Source organism: Leptolyngbya sp. FACHB-60 (assembly GCF_014695775.1).
Lineage (GTDB): Bacteria > Cyanobacteriota > Cyanobacteriia > Phormidesmidales > Phormidesmidaceae > Nodosilinea.
In genome coordinates this window covers 49,501-64,262 of sequence record NZ_JACJOX010000049.1, presented here as the reverse complement: position 1 = coordinate 64,262, position 14,762 = coordinate 49,501, and the positions used below count along the sequence as shown (strand labels likewise).

Genomic DNA, 14,762 nt, shown 5'->3' with positions numbered 1-14,762 from the left:
GACTTATTTCTTCCCTGACTTACCGGCCTTACGTCTGACCTGCTCACCGGCATAGCGCACACCTTTACCCTTGTAGGGTTCCGGGGGTCGGCTCGCCCGAATGCTAGCGGCAATGTTACCAACTAATTCTTTGTCGATACCGCTGATGATGACATTGGTGTTGTTTTCGACTACGAACTCAATACCGGCAGGGGGTTCAAATATAACAGGGTGGCTGTACCCTAGGCTGAGGTTCAAGTTACGACCCTGCACCTGTGCCCGATAACCAATACCCTGGATTTCTAGGCGCTTTTGGTAGCCGTTCGAAACTCCCTCAACCATATTAGCCACTAGGGTGCGGCAGAGACCGTGGCGCTCGCGGGCCAGACGAGAATCATCTTTGCGGTTGACCAGAACGGTTTCCCCATCCTGAACCACCATTACTCCGCTGGGCAGGGTACGAGACAACTCGCCCTTAGGCCCTTTAACCTGAATGTCCTGACCGTCAATTACAATTGACACTTTAGCCGGGACTGGGATTGGCCGTTTGCCAATACGTGACATGATGCAAAACTCCTAAATCCTTAGCACTCGATAACGCCCTTGATGACTAGCCGTCAGCTAACAACATCGCTATTTAGCTACCTACCAGACATAACAAAGCACTTCGCCACCAATACCCTGGCGACGGGCATCGCGGTCAGTCATGATTCCGCTAGAGGTGGAAACAATCGCAATGCCAATGCCCCCCAGCACCCGAGGTAGCTCTTTTCGGTTGGAATACACGCGCAAACCGGGCTTGCTAACGCGAGTAAGGTTGCGAATGATGGGCTGACGAGTCTTGCCCTTGTACTTGAGGGCGACCACTAATTGAGGACGCTCTTCGACAGTAGTTTCCGAGTAGTCCGTGATAAACCCTTCTTCCTTGAGCACCTTTGCAATACTCCGGGTCATCCGGGTAGAAGGAATACCTACAGTTTGGTGCCGCGCCAGATTCGCATTTCTGATGCGAGTCAACATATCCGCAATTGTGTCGTTAGCAGCCATAGTTCTAGTACGCGTATAAACCTGTGTTAGTTGTCACGGAACGGCATACCCAATTCCTTGAGTAGCGCTCGGCCTTCTTCATCGGTGCTGGCGGTAGTCACAATGGTGATATCCATACCGCGAATTTGATCGATGCTGTCGTAGTCAATTTCAGGAAAGATCAACTGCTCTCGCAAACCCAGAGTGTAGTTGCCACGTCCATCGAAGCTCTTGGGGCTAATGCCGCGAAAGTCGCGAATGCGGGGCAGGGTCAGGTTGATAAGGCGATTTAGAAAGGCGTACATGCGGTCAGAGCGCAGGGTGACCATAATCCCTACGGGCATGCCTTGACGAATTTTGAACCCTGCGATCGCCTTTTTGGCGCGGGTTACCACCGGACGCTGACCGGTGATTAAAGCCAGTTCGCTCAGAGAGGACTCCAGCGCTTTGGCATTCTGAGACGCTTCACCCAGGCCACGGTTGACGGTCACCTTGACCACCTTGGGGACTTGGTGAATGTTGTCGTACTTAAACTGTTCCATCAGTTTAGGTACAACGGTGTCTTTATATATGGTCTTTAACTGGTCGGTCATGGGTCGTTTCTATCGCTTTCCTGGGCTTGGTCAGGACTAGAGGATGAGCGTAAGACTAAGAGCCTTAATCAATGATTTCACCGGTCTTTTTCAGCATCCGCACCTTGCGACCGTCGTCGGTAAAGGTGTAAGCAACTCGACTGGCCACCTTCTCTTTCTCGGAGTAAAGCATGACGTTAGAGCTGTGGATGGGGGCTTCCTGGGTCACGATCTGGCCCGATTCGCCCTCTTGCTGAGGTTTAACGTGTTTGGTACGGATATTTACGCCCTGCACCAACACCTGACTGGTTTTAGGAATAACGGTAAGCACTTCACCCACCTTGCCACGATCGCGTCCAGCAATTACCTGAACAGTATCGCCTTTCCGCACATGCACCTTATGGCGCACGGCCTGCTTTGCTGTTGTTGCCATTAGAGAACCTCCGGTGCCAGCGACACAATCTTGGTAAAGTTTTTGTCGCGCAGCTCACGGGCTACTGGCCCAAATACGCGAGTGCCTTTGGGATTGCCGTCTTGGTTGATAATCACGGCAGCGTTGTCGTCAAAACGAATACTCATACCACTGCTACGACGCAAGCCCTTCTTAGTACGAACCACTACAGCCCGGACTACATCCGACTTTTTCACAGCCATGTTTGGCAGCGCATCTTTGACCACAGCAATGATTACATCGCCCACTCCGGCATAGCGGCGATTACCACCCAGCACACGAATGCACATGAGCTTCCGGGCACCGCTGTTATCGGCCACATTTAAGTACGATTCCTGCTGAATCACAATTCCCCCCTATGCGTCTGCCGCACGATTAACAATGTCAGCTACCATCCAACGCTTGGTTCGGCTCAGGGGACGAGTTTCAAGAATTCGCACCTGATCTCCTTCCTCGCACGTATTCTCTTCGTCATGGGCCTTATAGCGCTTTGTTCGCACCACAATCTTGCCGTACTTAGGATGGGAGGTGCGACTTTCCACAGCAACCACGACGGTTTTATCCATCTTGTTGCTAACGACCATTCCCACTCGTTCTTTAACCGCCATCTAATTCACCTATTCCCTATGCTGGTACCGATTCTGTTGCGGCTGCTGCCACGGCAGTGGCTTGGGCCTCTGGCTCTGCCTCTAGGGCAATTAGCTGGCGCTCCCGCTGAACCGTCATAAGCTGAGACAGACGATGACGGAGATGCTTAAACTGATGCACCTGCTTGTCGAGTTGGCGAGTAGCTTTCTGAAACCGCAGTTGAAATAGCTCGCGCTTGGTTTCAGCAATCGCAGTTAGCAGTTCTTCATCGCTCAGGCTGCGCGCCTCTTGAATCTTGGTTAATGCCATTGGCCTACGCCTCCTTGCTTTCGCGGGCGATGAACTTAGTCTTAAACGGCAGCTTGAAAGCGGCTAGCCGCATTGCTTCCCGCGCAGTGGCTTCAGGCACCCCAGCAATCTCAAAAACGATCCGACCGGGTTTCACCACAGCTACCCAAAACTCAGGATTACCCTTACCAGAACCCATTCGGGTTTCTGCGGGACGCATAGTCACAGGCTTGTCAGGAAAGACGCGAATCCAGATTTTGCCGCCTCGCCGTACATAGCGGGTCATGGCTCGACGGGCTGCCTCAATCTGACGAGCAGTTAGCCAGCAGGGCTCGGTTGCTTGAAGGGCAAAATCACCAAAGTTGATGTCGCTGCCCCGCTGAGCCATGCCGCGCATACGCCCGCGGTGCTGCTTGCGAAATTTAGTTCGTTTTGGACTTAGCATGGATCGGCACTCTTGAAGTCACAGGTAAAATCAATCAAAGAAACACGAGGATAGCCTAATCTTCGTTAGAGCGGTCTTCAAACTGCTGGCGACGACGGGGCTGACGACGGCGGGGTTGAGCATTGGGAGCAGCAGTCGGAGCTTCCTCTTGGCCAGGAATAATCTCGCCCTTAAAGATCCAAACCTTCACACCCAAAATGCCATAGGTCGTTTGCGCAGTGGTGTAGGCGTAGTCAACATCAGCTCGCAGAGTGTGGAGAGGTACCCGACCTTCCCGAGTCCACTCAGTCCGGGCAATTTCTGCACCGTTCAAACGGCCGCTCACCTGAATTTTGATACCTTCCACCCCAGCACGCTGAGCACGTTGAATAGCCTGGCGCACCACCCGACGGAAAGAGACCCGACGCTCTAGCTGCTGAATAATGTATTCAGCCACCAGGGCAGCATCCGCATCCACGCGGTTCACTTCCACCACGTTGACGCGAATTTGACGGTTGGAGTCCTTAAGTAGCTTTTGCACACCCATTCTCAGGGACTCAATACCCGCTCCACCACGACCGACAACAACGCCAGGGCGAGCCGTTCGCAACTCAAGATCAATTTGGTCAGCCTTGCGCTCAATACGAATATCGGCAATGCCGGCATTGTTCAAAGTCTTTTGAACGTACTCGCGAATGCGATAGTCTTCCTGAAGCAAATCAGGGTAGCGAGTGCCCTCCGCAAACCAGCGAGAGCGGTGCTCTTGAACTATGCCAAGGCGAAACCCGGTTGGATGAATCTTGTGTCCCACGAACTAACCCTCTGGAAAATGGTTTTTGAACAACTGGTGTTTGGACGATGGAAGCAGTACGAAAGCTACTCGGCAGCCGGAGCCACGGCAATAGTAATGTGACAAGTCGGCTTGCGAATTTGGTAAGCCCGACCCTGGGCTCGAGGGCGAAATCGCTTCAGAGCTGGCCCCGCATCAGCAAACGCCTCGCTTACCATCAAACCCGCCGGGTCAAGACCGTTGTTGTGCTCAGCGTTAGCTACAGCAGAACGCAACACTTTGATAATGGGTTCGCACGCTTTGTAAGGCATGAACTCTAGGATGATTAGCGCATCCCGGTAACTCTTACCACGAATTTGGTCAAGCACTCGACGCACCTTACGGGGTGACATGCGTACATAGCGGGCTACCGCCTTAACCTGCTCTGAGGTATCCACAGCCATTTCTCCAGTTCCTCTACCTAATACCTAACGACGAGCTTTTTTATCGGTCTTAGCGTGGCCGCGAAAGGTTCGCGTGGGGGCAAATTCACCCAGCTTATGGCCCACCATCTGCTCAGTAACGTAGACCGGCACGTGCTGGCGGCCATTGTGCACCGCAATTGTGTGACCGATCATCTGAGGCAAGATCGTCGATGCCCGTGACCAGGTTTTAATGACCTGCTTGTCACCCTTGGTGTTCAGGGCTTCGATTTTAGAGAGAAGGTGGTCGGCCACAAACGGCCCTTTTTTTAATGAGCGAGACATGATGCTTCAGCCCTAACAACAATCAAGAAACAGCCGACGAATTACTAACTAAGCGTTACGACCGCCACGACCCCGCTTCGATACGCGACGGCGACGACGCACAACGTACTTGTCGCTATCCTTGTTCTTCTTGCGAGTTTTGTAACCTAAAGCCGGCTTACCCCAGGGAGTTACCGGACCAGAGCGGCCAATGGGAGCCCGCCCCTCACCACCACCATGGGGGTGATCGACCGGGTTCATCACGCTACCGCGCACCTCAGGACGACGGCCCAGCCAGCGTTTACGGCCAGCTTTACCAAGGCTAACGTTACGGATGTCAGCATTGCCGACTTGGCCAATGGTGGCGTAGCACTCGCGGCGCACCATACGAACTTCCGTAGAAGGCAGTTTTAGGGTGACATAGTCACCTTCCTTGGCCACAACCTGGGCACCAGTACCGGCAGAGCGCACCATTTGCCCGCCCTTTCCGACCTGCATTTCGACGTTGTGCACCGTTGTACCAAGCGGAATCTTGTACAGCGGTAAAGCATTACCAACTTCAAGAGGCGCATCGGGGCCAGCAACTACTGTTGAACCTACCGCTAACCCTGCAGGACAGAGAATATACCGCTTTTCTCCATCTTCGTAATGAAGCAGGGAAATACGCGCATTGCGGTTAGGGTCGTATTCGATGGATGCGACCTTGGCAGTTATGCCGAGTTTGTTGCGGTGAAAGTCGATCACGCGATATAAACGCTTGTGGCCGCCGCCCCGGTGGCGACAGGTAATTACCCCCCGGTTGTTACGTCCCTTGGGACGGTGGGTGGAGCGAGTTAAGGACTTTTCAGGCTCGCTGCGGGTAATCTCGGCAAACTCGGAAACGGTTCGCTCACGAGTACCAGGGGTATAAGGTCGATAGGAACGGATGCCCATGGGAGTACTTGCTGGCTACACGGCTAAAGGTTGGAACAGTGAAACCCTGAATTCTAGAGGTCAGGGAAGAGAGGAATGGAGTTTCCAGGAGCCAGGGTGACCACCGAACGCTTGTAGTGGGGTCGATGCCCAGCAAAACGCCCCATTCGGCGCTTTTTCTTAGGAGGGTTGTAGGTATTGACCGATACAACCCTGACTTCAAACAATTCTTCGATCGCGGCCTTGATCTGCAGCTTGCTGGCGCGAGGGTCAACTTCGAAGACGTATTGATTGTTTTCCAGCAGAAGGGTAGCCTTCTCGGTGATCAGGGGCCGACGGATGAGATCAGCCAAAGACGGAGTATTGGCGGCATTAATCACTGTAAACCTCCTGAATAGCCTCTAGGGCAGGGGATGTAATAACAAGATGGTCGGCATTTAACAGATCGTGGATGTTGAGATTGACTGCAGTAATGAGCTTGACGTTCTCAAGATTACGAGCTGAGAGATAGACCAACTCTTGCCGCTCGGGAATGACTAACAGGATCTTGGCGTTAGGATCAATGCCCCATCGAGCGATCGCATCGAGCAGCTCACGGGTTTTGGGCCGAGAAAACTTATCCTCAAACCCTTCAACCACAACCAAATCATCAATTCGACCCTGGAGGGCAGTGCGCAGGGCCAGACGCCGCTCTTTGCGGTTCATCTTGACGCTGTAGTCGCGAGGCTTGGGGCCAAAGATGACACCACCGCCACGCCAGAGAGGAGAACGATTAGAACCAGCTCGGGCTCGGCCGGTACCTTTTTGACGCCAGGGCTTGCGGCCACCACCTCTGACTTCAGCACGGGTCTTAGTAGAAACCGTGCCTTGACGGGCGTTGTTCATCTGACGCACTAGAGCGCGGTGAACAATGTGAGAGGCAGATTCTTCTTTAGCAACCTGAAGATCTAGGGATGCTGTACCCGCCTCTTGGCCCTCCCAGTTTTTTACGACGCACTCAACCATTGTCTGAACCTATCTCTTAAAAAGCTTTGGATGCCCGAAAGTCAAAGATTTAAACCGCTCACTGTAACCCTGAAAAACTAAGCCTTAACCCATTGGGCTGGAGCAATACTTAGCAACCCACCGGGCTTACCAGGAATAGCACCCTTGATCAATAGAAGGTTGCGGTCGTTATCTACCCGCACCACTTCTAGCTTGCGAATAGTCACTCGGGTGTTGCCCATCTGACCAGCCATGCGCTTACCAGGGTAAACTCGTCCAGGTGTCGTACCAGCACCGGTAGAGCCCGGAGCGCGGTGGTTCTTAGAACCGTGGGCCATGGGGCCACGACGGAAGTTGTGGCGCTTTTGATAGCCCGCAAAGCCACGACCCATGCTCTTGCCGGTGACATCCACCAGCTGGCCTTCGCTAAAGGTTTCAGCGGTTACAGCCTGCCCCAACTCAAAACCATCGGCAGCATCAACCCGATATTCCTTTAAGTGACGCAAAGGAGCGCTGCCAGAACGGGCCAGATGACCCAGCTCAGGTTTGTTAAGCTTCTTTTCGGTCACTTCGTCAAACCCTAGCTGGATAGCTGCATAGCCATCGGTATCTGAGGTTTTAATCTGAGTAACAACACAAGGACCGGCCTGCACCACCGTGACGGGGATAGCATTGCCTGCCTCATCGAATACTTGGGTCATGCCCAGCTTTTTGCCGAGAATACCGACTGCCACAGTCCTGTCTCCCTACTAACACATTACGAAATGCGCAGGACTCCCCAAAAGGAGAGCTTTGCGCATCAACGACATCGACTTTTGAACACCCCAGACCAAAAAGCTCACCGGGGTAAGCGCTGCCAGCCTAAGCCGGTCACTATTCAAAAGAAAGCTTGACTTAACTCTGACTACAGCTGGCCTTAGAGCCAGAACCGCAAACACCTTGGTGCTAGGGCATCAGAACAGTCAAATGCCAGGACTTGGGTAACCCGCTGGACTACTCAGTATCCTTTTTTGTCGGCGATTTACCATACTACAGCTCTTGTCAGCAGATGTCTACACCCATTCTCAGAAAGATTGAAAATTTGCTGCTGTCACACCCGCACGCAGATGGTGGGCAAGACAAACGCTCTAGCTGGCTGGGTTTACTCTCCGCTTGAACACAGTACAATGACACCTGATAGATAGCCAACGGCCGAGGGTTAATTATGGCGCTGCTGACAACGGGTAAGCCCTTTATCAAGGATCTGGAGAGCAACGGTGCGATCGCCGTGCGTATGCCCCTAGAGGGAGGGTTTGAAGGTCGCTACGAGCGCCGGTTGAAGGCCACCGGTTACGAAACGATGAACATCACTGCCCGTGGCTTAGGGGATGTGTCGTCTTATCTCACCGCTATTCATGGGGTGCGCCCGCCCCACTTGGGTAAGAAAACCTTGGGCAGCGGTCCGGCGGTAGGCTATACCTATTTTGTTCCCCCTATACTCACCTATCGTCTAGACACCATGTCGGCTAAGGCTAAGGGCATGGTGCTATGGCTGATTGAGGGACATATTTTATCGCGCCAAGAGTTGGCCTATTTGGTTAGCCTGCCAACCCTTGAGCCCCGGGTAAAGGTGGTAGTAGAAATGGGGGGCGATCGCTCCTTTAGCTGGGAGCCCTTGGCCAATCTGATATAGACCCGAGGCCAGTCTAAACTCCGAGGCTGGCCCTCAAAGAGCTGGGTTACCCCCGCTAAAATCTACGCCCCCATGGACATTGAAACCGCCTCTGGAGCTGTATTGGGGTCTCTTTACTCAGAAAGCCCCCTGCCGTTTCCCCACCGATCGCTACAGTTGGGGCAGTGGGTAAAGCTAATTTGCGGTGCCAGCTACCAGGACATGCCGACGGTGCGGCGGTTAGTGATGCTATATGCCTTAGCGGGAGTAGATTGCATCGACGTCGCCGCCGATGGAGCAGTGGTGGCCGCTGCCCGCCAGGGGTTGGCGGATGCTGTGCGCTTGGCAAAGCATTTGGACAACGGCGAAGCATCTTCAGAGAATTACAACCATCTGATTCCGGGATTGCCCTGGTTAATGGTGAGCCTTAATGACAGTGAAGACCCCCATTTTCGCAAGGCTCACTTCAATGCGGCGCACTGCCCACCCGAGTGCGATCGCCCCTGCGAACTCATCTGTCCCACTGCCGCCATTCAGTTTCAGGCCCCTACTCAAGGGGGAGTGGCTGCGGACCTCTGCTACGGCTGCGGTCGCTGCATCACCGTTTGCCCAGTTGGCAATATTGAAGCCCAATCTTATCTGGCCCGGCCAGAAACCTTCTCTAGTGAGCAACTGGCCCAAATTGACGCCGTAGAAATTCACACCCAAACTGGGCATCACGCTCAGTTCGCGCAGCTCTGGCAGCGGCTGCAGGCTTGGCGACCCCACCTTAAGCTAGTCTCCATTAGTTGTCCAGACCACGACCAAGTGGTGCCGTATCTATTGCATCTCTATAACCTGATGGCGCCGTTAGAGGTGCCCCTGATCTGGCAAACGGATGGTCGACCCATGAGCGGTGACCTGGGTAAAGGCACAACCCACGCCGCTATTCGCCTGGCCCAAAAGATTCTTGACGCAGGGCTGCCGGGCTATGTGCAACCCGCTGGCGGTACCAATGGCTACACTGTAAATAAGTTGCTCAATCTCGGTTTGGTCAATACAGCATTTCTACTTCAGCCTGATGCGTCTCAACCCAATGCCTGGCCTTCTTCCCAGCAGGTTGGGATGGTCGATAGTGATATAGCCTTAGCCCCCAAAACTATTTCGGGCATTGCCTACGGTAGCTACGGGCGATCGCAAGTATTGCCGCTGCTTGACGCCCTTGACCAAGAGCTTCAACCCTGGCTGGGGAATGACTCCCTTGACCAGTCCGCCATCGGTCAAAGCACTTCAGCCAGTGACGGCCTTTCCAAACCAATCGTTGCCCCTTGGCAGCAGCTAGACAGTAGTGTCTTGGGCCAAAGTCTAGCCCTGGCCCGGCAGCTGGTAGGCCCACTCAAATCCCACAGACATTTTTTACCAACACGTTATGGTTAGCTATAGCGACGATCGCTCGATGAGTGACGGATCGAGCAGCAACGCCCCCGCCAACAACATTTCTGCCATTAATAACCCTGCCGTGGACTTCTTACCCACTGAATCTGAAGGGACAGCCCAAAACCAGTCTGCCCCTGCCCAAGACATGCCCATTGATGACCTAGAGCAAATTCTCAGCATTCTGCCCCCGTCTATCCGCGCTCAGCTTCTGCACCACCCCCAACGCCAGAGCCTGATTGAGGTCGTTTTAGACCTGGGTCGCTTGCCCGAAGCAAGGTTTTTTGGCAGCGTTGAGTATCTGTCTGAAGAGCCCGTTACCCATGCCGACCTAGACCATTGCATTAAGCGAGTGGGCATCTTTGGCGGCGATAACCGAGCTGGCATTGAGAAGACCTTGCACCGCATCAGCGCTATTCGCAATCGCTCTGGGGAAGTGATTGGCCTCACCTGCCGCGTGGGGCGAGCGATTTTTGGCACCATTGGTATGATCCGAGACCTAGTGGAAACAGGTCGGTCCATTCTGATGCTGGGGCGGCCCGGCGTAGGTAAAACCACAGCTCTACGTGAAATTGCTCGAGTGCTGGCCGACGACCTGCAAAAGCGGGTGGTAATCATCGACACCTCCAACGAAATTGCGGGCGATGGCGATATTCCTCACCCTGCCATCGGTCGGGCACGGCGCATGCAGGTAGCTCGCCCCGAAGAACAACACCGGGTGATGATCGAGGCGGTGGAAAACCACATGCCTGAAGTAATTGTTATCGATGAGATTGGCACCGAGCTAGAGGCCTTGGCGGCCCGCACCATCGCTGAGCGCGGGGTGCAGCTAGTGGGTACCGCCCACGGCAACCAGCTCGAAAATCTGATTAAAAACCCCACGCTTTCAGACTTGATTGGCGGCATTCAATCGGTCACTCTAGGGGATGAAGAAGCCCGCCGTCGCGGCAGCCAAAAAAGCGTGCTAGAGCGTAAGGCTCCCCCTACTTTTGACATCGCCGTAGAAATGCTAGAGCGGCAGCGCTGGGCCATCCATGAAGATGTCACCGTCACGATTGATAACCTGCTGCGGGGGCGACAGCCGGGGCTACAAATTCGCACTGTAGATGAGAATCAGAAGGTAATCATTACCCACGAACTGCCGGGCTCAGGCCGAGAGGTCGCCAAGCCGTCGCGGTCGGGTATGGGCTGGCGCGCAGCAGGGCAAATGGTGCCGCCGACTAATGCCGCGATCGCCCAACGCACTACAGGCAATAGCAACAACGTTCGGCCCTTGGGTAAGGTCTACAGCCAAGAACCGACCACTGACCCCATGTTCGCCCACCTGCTAGAGACAATTCCCGATGACGACATCATCGGCCCTAATGGGGAAGATGCCATGCGCCTCTATCCCTATGGCCTCAGCCGTTATCAGATTGAGCGGGTGATTCAGACCCTGCACATGCCTGTAGTGATCACCAAGGATTTGGACAACGCTGATGCAGTGATAGCGCTGCGATCGCATGCTAAGGCCCAAGCCAAGCTCAAGCACATGGCCCAGGGGCGTCAAATTCCTGTCCACTTGGTCAAGTCCAACAGCATTCCCCAGATCACCCGCGCCCTCCAGCGCCTGCTGGATATGGATGACAATCCAGCTGCGATCGATCTAGAACTGTTTAGTCACAGCGGCGGTGACGATGAGCTAGAAGCCTTAGAAGAAGCTCGTCTAGCAGTTGAGCAGATTGTGATTCCTAAAGGCCAGCCTGTTGAACTGTTGCCCCGCTCAGCCCACATCCGCAAAATGCAGCACGAGCTAGCCGAACATTATCGGCTCAAATCCCTCAGCTGCGGCGAAGAACCTAACCGACGGCTGCGCATCTATCCGGCCTGAGGCAGAGCGCCCTCAATCAACCAGAGAATACTATGACCACGGTGCGCTATAGAATGAAAGCACCAAAATGACACCAGCGCAGCTTTAGCACGGGATTTAGTGCCTATTCCCCCTGGCCTGTCGTTTGACCTAACCTCTTTCAAAGAATCCTATGAAATCTTTAATTTCTCGTCTCTTGGCCTTGGTACTCGTGGCCGTTGTTGGCCTCACAGGGTGCGGCGCAGGCGTCAGCGGCAGGCTCAGTGGTGACTATCGCCAAGACACACTGATGCTGGTAGATAGCCTCAGAACCTCGATCAACCTACCTGACGATGACCCCGCTAAGGTAGAGGCCCAAGCTGAGGCCAAGGCCGTCATTAGCGACTTTGCCTCTCGCTATCGCCGAGATACTTCTGTAGCTAACCTCAGCTCATTTACCACGATGCGCACAGCCCTAAACGCGATCGCAGGTCACTACAGCAGCTACCCCAATCGCCCCCTACCCGAGAAGCTTAAGACTCGCGTCGAGCAAGAACTGAAGCAGGTAGAATCTGCCCTCAAACGCGGAGCCTAGGGTCAGACCCACATGCTTTCGCCAACTCTCTAATCAATTCAGAGCAAAAAGAGGTCGTCCAGTGGACGACCTCTTTTTGCTCTGGGCATAGCCCTAAGGACAATTTTTTATTTGACGGGTTGGCATCAGTTTGCTAGCATAGCAATTCTGTAGTAAAGTGCGAGTTGGACATGAAAGTCCGTGCGTCTGTGCGCAAGATGTGTGATAAGTGTCGTGTGATCCGCCGCCGTGGCCGGGTCATGGTGATTTGTTCTAACCCTAAGCATAAGCAACGACAGGGGTAATGAAGGTCTGGCAGGATATTCGCAACAGTGTGAGTATCGCTTTGATAGCTGGATGGTGCTGAGTATATTGACTTAAAGCAACTGAATCTAAATTCTGTTTAAGTTTTTGTATAAAGCTTTTAACAGTTTGAGCAGCGGCTCAACATAGCAAACTGAGTAGCCGCAGCTAGGCTGCATGGTTGAAACCACACACTGGGGGAGATAGTTAAAGGTGGCACGGATAGCAGGCGTGGATTTGCCACGCGACAAACGAGTTGAAATTGGCTTGACCTATATCTACGGTATTGGCCTCACCCGTTCTAAGGAAATTCTCGCTAAAACCGGGGTTAGTCCCGATATACGGGTCAAGGACTTGACCGATTCCGACGTAGCAAAGCTACGGGATTCCGTCGAAAGCGACTATCAAGTAGAGGGCGATCTACGACGGTTGGAAAACATGAACATCAAGCGATTGATGGACATTGGTTCCTACCGCGGTCGGCGTCATCGTGCCGGCCTACCGGTGCGTGGGCAGCGCACTCGAACCAACTCTCGCACCCGCCGGGGCGGCACCCGCCGCACGGTAGCTGGCAAAAAGAAAGCGCCTCGCAAGTAGAACTGCTTCGCATTCTTAGCCTCCGGTCACCATGGGATTTAGAGCAGAGGGCTCGCTAAGCTTTATAGCGAGTTTTTCTGACTGTTTACTGGTGTTTGCTAACGCTAGTAGCCCACCGATGATCGCATTAACTTAAGTTTCCTTGAATTAAATTTAGTGACAACGCTATGGCCAAACCAACTCGAAAGACTGGACCTCGCAAGAGTAAGAAGAACGTACCGAGCGGTGTCGCTCACATACGTTCAACATTCAACAACACCATTGTGACTATTACTGACCAGTCAGGGGAAGCAATTTCCTGGGCTTCAGCAGGTTCTAGTGGATTCAAGGGAGCAAAAAAAGGTACTCCTTTTGCGGCTCAAACAGCAGCCGATAGCGCTGCCCGACGCGCAATGGATCAAGGAATGCGTCAGCTTGAAGTCATGGTGAGCGGCCCTGGGGCCGGTCGCGAAACCGCTATTCGTGCCTTACAGGGAGCAGGTTTAGAAATTACTCTCATCAGAGATGTTACTCCTATCCCCCACAACGGTTGTCGACCACCCAAGCGTCGTCGGGTTTAGGTACTGACTACAGTGTCAGTGGCGCAGTTGGCGGGCAGGGTATCGCGAGGTTTAAGGGAGGCAGGATTGTGGCACAGTTTCATGTTGATTGCGTAGAGTCTGTCGTTGAAAACGACCAAAGTCAGTACGGTCGATTTGTAATCGAGCCTCTAGAACGTAGTCAGGGTACTACCGTAGGCAATGCACTACGGCGGGTATTGCTATCCAACTTAGAAGGCATTGCAATTACAGCCGTGAGAATTGCTGGGGCGACCCACGAGTTCTCAACCATTGTTGGGGTGAGAGAAGATGTTCTCGACATTCTTCTCAACATGAAGGAGATCGCCTTAAGGAGCTACACTAGCCAGCCTCAAATCGGTCGGCTTCTGGTTCAGGGGCCTGCTCGCGTGACTGCGGGCCACTTTGAACTGCCGTCTGAAGTAGAAGTGGTCAACCCCGAGCAGTATGTGGCGACAGTAGCCGACGGTCATACGCTTGAGATGGAGTTTAGGGTTGAGCGAGGTCAGGGATATCGAGCCGTAGCACGGAGCAAAGACGATGCTACAGCGCTAGACTTTATCCAGATTGACTCGGTATTTATGCCCGTCAAAAAGGTTAACTACACCGTCGAAGAGGTTGTAGTTTCCGGATCCATGCAGCGCGACCAACTGATCATGGATATCTGGACGAACGGCAGCATCACGCCTCAACAAGCAATGAGCCAGGCTGCCGATATCCTAGTGGGTCTGTTTATGCCCCTAAAGGATGTCACCCTAGAGCCTAAGTTTGACGAAGAGGTCAAAGAAGAAGATCCCAACAATCAAATTCCTATTGAGGAATTAAGGCTTTCGGTGCGGGCCTACAACTGCCTCAAGCGAGCCCAAATTAATTCTGTGGCTGACCTACTAGACTTCAGTCAAGAAGATCTCTTGGAAATCAAAAACTTTGGTCAGAAATCTGCCGAAGAGGTGATTGAGGCTCTTCAGGAGCGTTTGGGTATCACCCTCCCCCTTGAGAAGGCTTCTAAGACGGCCTGATCCCAGGGATAGCCTTAGAACTAAGCAGCCTAATACGCTAAGCTGTTCTAATTTTTTTCCTTGGTCATTTGTTCTTTAATT

At 53.4% G+C, this 14,762-nt stretch carries 23 protein-coding genes; 8 read left to right on the top strand and 15 right to left on the bottom strand.

Translation table 11 applies throughout. From position 1 onward, the window contains the following. Positions 1 to 3: 3 nt before the first annotated feature. The 15 genes from rplF to rplC form a co-directional block, all read right to left on the bottom strand. Positions 4 to 543 (bottom strand): 50S ribosomal protein L6, encoded by a 540-nt coding sequence (gene rplF, locus H6F57_RS18055; protein ID WP_190626129.1) that lies wholly within the window; start codon positions 541 to 543, stop codon positions 4 to 6. Positions 544 to 624: 81 nt separating this feature from the next. Beyond that, complete coding sequence (rpsH, locus tag H6F57_RS18050; protein WP_035991897.1) at positions 625 to 1,026, bottom strand: 30S ribosomal protein S8; 402 nt, start codon at positions 1,024 to 1,026, stop codon at positions 625 to 627. A 26-nt stretch (positions 1,027 to 1,052) separates the two neighbouring features. Beyond that, the gene (gene rplE, locus H6F57_RS18045; protein ID WP_190626128.1) at positions 1,053 to 1,598 is read right to left on the bottom strand and encodes a 50S ribosomal protein L5; all 546 of its coding nucleotides are present in this window, start codon (positions 1,596 to 1,598) and stop codon (positions 1,053 to 1,055) included. Between the two features lie 64 nt (positions 1,599 to 1,662). Further along, positions 1,663 to 2,010, bottom strand: coding sequence for a 50S ribosomal protein L24 (gene rplX, locus H6F57_RS18040; protein ID WP_199289637.1), 348 nt, complete (start codon positions 2,008 to 2,010; stop codon positions 1,663 to 1,665). Next, complete coding sequence (rplN, locus tag H6F57_RS18035) at positions 2,010 to 2,375, bottom strand: 50S ribosomal protein L14 (protein ID WP_073609625.1); 366 nt, start codon at positions 2,373 to 2,375, stop codon at positions 2,010 to 2,012. Before rplN ends, rplX begins: the two co-directional genes overlap by 1 nt. Positions 2,376 to 2,384: 9 nt before the next feature. Continuing rightward, positions 2,385 to 2,636: a 30S ribosomal protein S17 gene (rpsQ, locus tag H6F57_RS18030; RefSeq protein WP_190626127.1), complete on the bottom strand. Its 252-nt coding sequence runs from the start codon at positions 2,634 to 2,636 to the stop codon at positions 2,385 to 2,387. A 16-nt stretch (positions 2,637 to 2,652) separates the two neighbouring features. Next, complete coding sequence (gene rpmC / locus H6F57_RS18025; RefSeq protein WP_190626126.1) at positions 2,653 to 2,925, bottom strand: 50S ribosomal protein L29; 273 nt, start codon at positions 2,923 to 2,925, stop codon at positions 2,653 to 2,655. Between the two features lie 4 nt (positions 2,926 to 2,929). Then, complete coding sequence (gene rplP / locus H6F57_RS18020) at positions 2,930 to 3,349, bottom strand: 50S ribosomal protein L16 (RefSeq protein WP_073609628.1); 420 nt, start codon at positions 3,347 to 3,349, stop codon at positions 2,930 to 2,932. A 55-nt stretch (positions 3,350 to 3,404) separates the two neighbouring features. Beyond that, positions 3,405 to 4,139 carry a 30S ribosomal protein S3 gene (gene rpsC / locus H6F57_RS18015; protein WP_190626125.1) on the bottom strand — a complete coding sequence of 245 codons (735 nt, stop codon included), beginning with the start codon at positions 4,137 to 4,139 and terminating at the stop codon, positions 3,405 to 3,407. Between the two features lie 65 nt (positions 4,140 to 4,204). Next, positions 4,205 to 4,561, bottom strand: coding sequence for a 50S ribosomal protein L22 (rplV, locus tag H6F57_RS18010; RefSeq protein ID WP_190626124.1), 357 nt, complete (start codon positions 4,559 to 4,561; stop codon positions 4,205 to 4,207). A gap of 24 nt (positions 4,562 to 4,585) precedes the next feature. Beyond that, positions 4,586 to 4,864, bottom strand: a complete 279-nt coding sequence (gene rpsS, locus H6F57_RS18005; protein ID WP_035991915.1) for a 30S ribosomal protein S19 — start codon at positions 4,862 to 4,864, stop codon at positions 4,586 to 4,588. 48 nt (positions 4,865 to 4,912) lie between these two features. Then, complete coding sequence (gene rplB, locus H6F57_RS18000) at positions 4,913 to 5,776, bottom strand: 50S ribosomal protein L2 (protein WP_190626123.1); 864 nt, start codon at positions 5,774 to 5,776, stop codon at positions 4,913 to 4,915. 53 nt (positions 5,777 to 5,829) lie between these two features. After that, complete coding sequence (locus tag H6F57_RS17995; RefSeq protein ID WP_190626313.1) at positions 5,830 to 6,132, bottom strand: 50S ribosomal protein L23; 303 nt, start codon at positions 6,130 to 6,132, stop codon at positions 5,830 to 5,832. Beyond that, positions 6,128 to 6,760 (bottom strand): 50S ribosomal protein L4, encoded by a 633-nt coding sequence (gene rplD / locus H6F57_RS17990; RefSeq protein ID WP_190626122.1) that lies wholly within the window; start codon positions 6,758 to 6,760, stop codon positions 6,128 to 6,130. The genes H6F57_RS17995 and rplD overlap by 5 nt, the downstream gene beginning before the upstream one ends. Positions 6,761 to 6,837: 77 nt before the next feature. Next, positions 6,838 to 7,473, bottom strand: a complete 636-nt coding sequence (rplC, locus tag H6F57_RS17985) for a 50S ribosomal protein L3 (RefSeq protein ID WP_190626121.1) — start codon at positions 7,471 to 7,473, stop codon at positions 6,838 to 6,840. Positions 7,474 to 7,943: 470 nt separating this feature from the next. On the opposite strand from rplC, the gene H6F57_RS17980 reads away from it, so the two are divergent. The 8 genes from H6F57_RS17980 (at position 7,944) to H6F57_RS17945 (ending at position 14,681) form a co-directional block, all read left to right on the top strand. Next, on the top strand, positions 7,944 to 8,411 hold the full coding sequence (locus H6F57_RS17980; RefSeq protein ID WP_190626120.1) for an NAD(P)H-quinone oxidoreductase subunit N: 468 nt from the start codon (positions 7,944 to 7,946) through the stop codon (positions 8,409 to 8,411). Between the two features lie 72 nt (positions 8,412 to 8,483). Further along, complete coding sequence (locus tag H6F57_RS17975; RefSeq protein ID WP_190626119.1) at positions 8,484 to 9,806, top strand: LdpA C-terminal domain-containing domain; 1,323 nt, start codon at positions 8,484 to 8,486, stop codon at positions 9,804 to 9,806. Positions 9,807 to 9,951: 145 nt separating this feature from the next. Further along, positions 9,952 to 11,673: a R3H domain-containing nucleic acid-binding protein gene (locus H6F57_RS17970; RefSeq protein WP_190626312.1), complete on the top strand. Its 1,722-nt coding sequence runs from the start codon at positions 9,952 to 9,954 to the stop codon at positions 11,671 to 11,673. A gap of 151 nt (positions 11,674 to 11,824) precedes the next feature. Beyond that, positions 11,825 to 12,226, top strand: coding sequence for a photosystem II protein Psb27 (gene psb27 / locus H6F57_RS17965; protein WP_190626118.1), 402 nt, complete (start codon positions 11,825 to 11,827; stop codon positions 12,224 to 12,226). 170 nt (positions 12,227 to 12,396) lie between these two features. Next, positions 12,397 to 12,510, top strand: coding sequence for a 50S ribosomal protein L36 (gene rpmJ / locus H6F57_RS17960; protein WP_071527191.1), 114 nt, complete (start codon positions 12,397 to 12,399; stop codon positions 12,508 to 12,510). A 211-nt stretch (positions 12,511 to 12,721) separates the two neighbouring features. After that, positions 12,722 to 13,105, top strand: coding sequence for a 30S ribosomal protein S13 (gene rpsM / locus H6F57_RS17955; protein ID WP_190626117.1), 384 nt, complete (start codon positions 12,722 to 12,724; stop codon positions 13,103 to 13,105). 167 nt (positions 13,106 to 13,272) lie between these two features. After that, the gene (gene rpsK / locus H6F57_RS17950; protein WP_190626116.1) at positions 13,273 to 13,665 is read left to right on the top strand and encodes a 30S ribosomal protein S11; all 393 of its coding nucleotides are present in this window, start codon (positions 13,273 to 13,275) and stop codon (positions 13,663 to 13,665) included. Between the two features lie 68 nt (positions 13,666 to 13,733). Then, on the top strand, positions 13,734 to 14,681 hold the full coding sequence (locus H6F57_RS17945) for a DNA-directed RNA polymerase subunit alpha (RefSeq protein ID WP_190626115.1): 948 nt from the start codon (positions 13,734 to 13,736) through the stop codon (positions 14,679 to 14,681). The last annotated feature ends 81 nt before the right edge of the window (positions 14,682 to 14,762 follow it).